The 716-nt window shown below is 57.7% G+C and carries 1 protein-coding gene; it reads left to right on the top strand.

All coding sequences use genetic code 11. The features are described from left to right. Positions 1 to 70 precede the first annotated feature (70 nt). Positions 71 to 716, top strand: a 646-nt coding sequence (locus tag EXE42_RS15805) for a hypothetical protein (RefSeq protein ID WP_137706941.1), incomplete at its 3' end; no start/stop codon positions are given.

Raw genomic sequence — 716 nt, 5'->3', positions numbered from 1 at the left:
CGCAGGTTACTCTGGGCAAATACCACGCTGAATCTCAAAGTATATGTGTGATAACTAACTTGTTGTGGTAATGCGCTCGTGGCTCCCGACGTCATCACCGAGCCCACCACACCTTGAGGTGGACGTACCACGGGCACATCTCCGGCAATTGCTCGAACCAGTCGTCGCCGTTGACGGCCAAACAACACTCACCATCGGCGGTGATGCGCTTGTGGCGACCAGTGTGGACGACCCGCAAGTCACTGCTGTCGAGGCGACCCTCCACAAAAGCGACTGTCGGTACTTCGAAGCGACACCGGGGAGCATGACAGTCGATCCAAAGGAATTGTTGGATGTCCTTGCTGCCGAGCGTGACGGCGACGAGCTCGCACAGCTTCGTTACGATCCCAAAGCGTCAACGCTGCGACTCACCCTGTCTTCCTTTGTCCATAGGCAAACAGTTTCGATCGACGTCGCGGTAGAGAAACCAGACATCGATGGGACACCGGACCGTGTGACAACGTACCATATGCGTGATGACCTCGCACACGGGCTCCAATACTTCACAGAGCATGCGGCTGTCGTGGCATTCGGATACGATGCCGCAGAAACAGAGTGTTACCTCGAGGAGATCACAACGGGAGAGGCTCCCTCGGAAGCGACGACCCGGTATCGCTGCCCGCGCGAACAGCAAGCGAGCTCGGTCCCATCTGAGTCAGTGCGCACGGCGTTGCCGA

Source organism: Halorubrum sp. SP3 (genome assembly GCF_005435195.1).
GTDB classification, from domain to species: Archaea; Halobacteriota; Halobacteria; order Halobacteriales; family Haloferacaceae; genus Halorubrum; species Halorubrum sodomense.
Note: the sequence above shows the minus strand (reverse complement) of the source record. Positions and strands in the feature narration are given on the sequence as shown.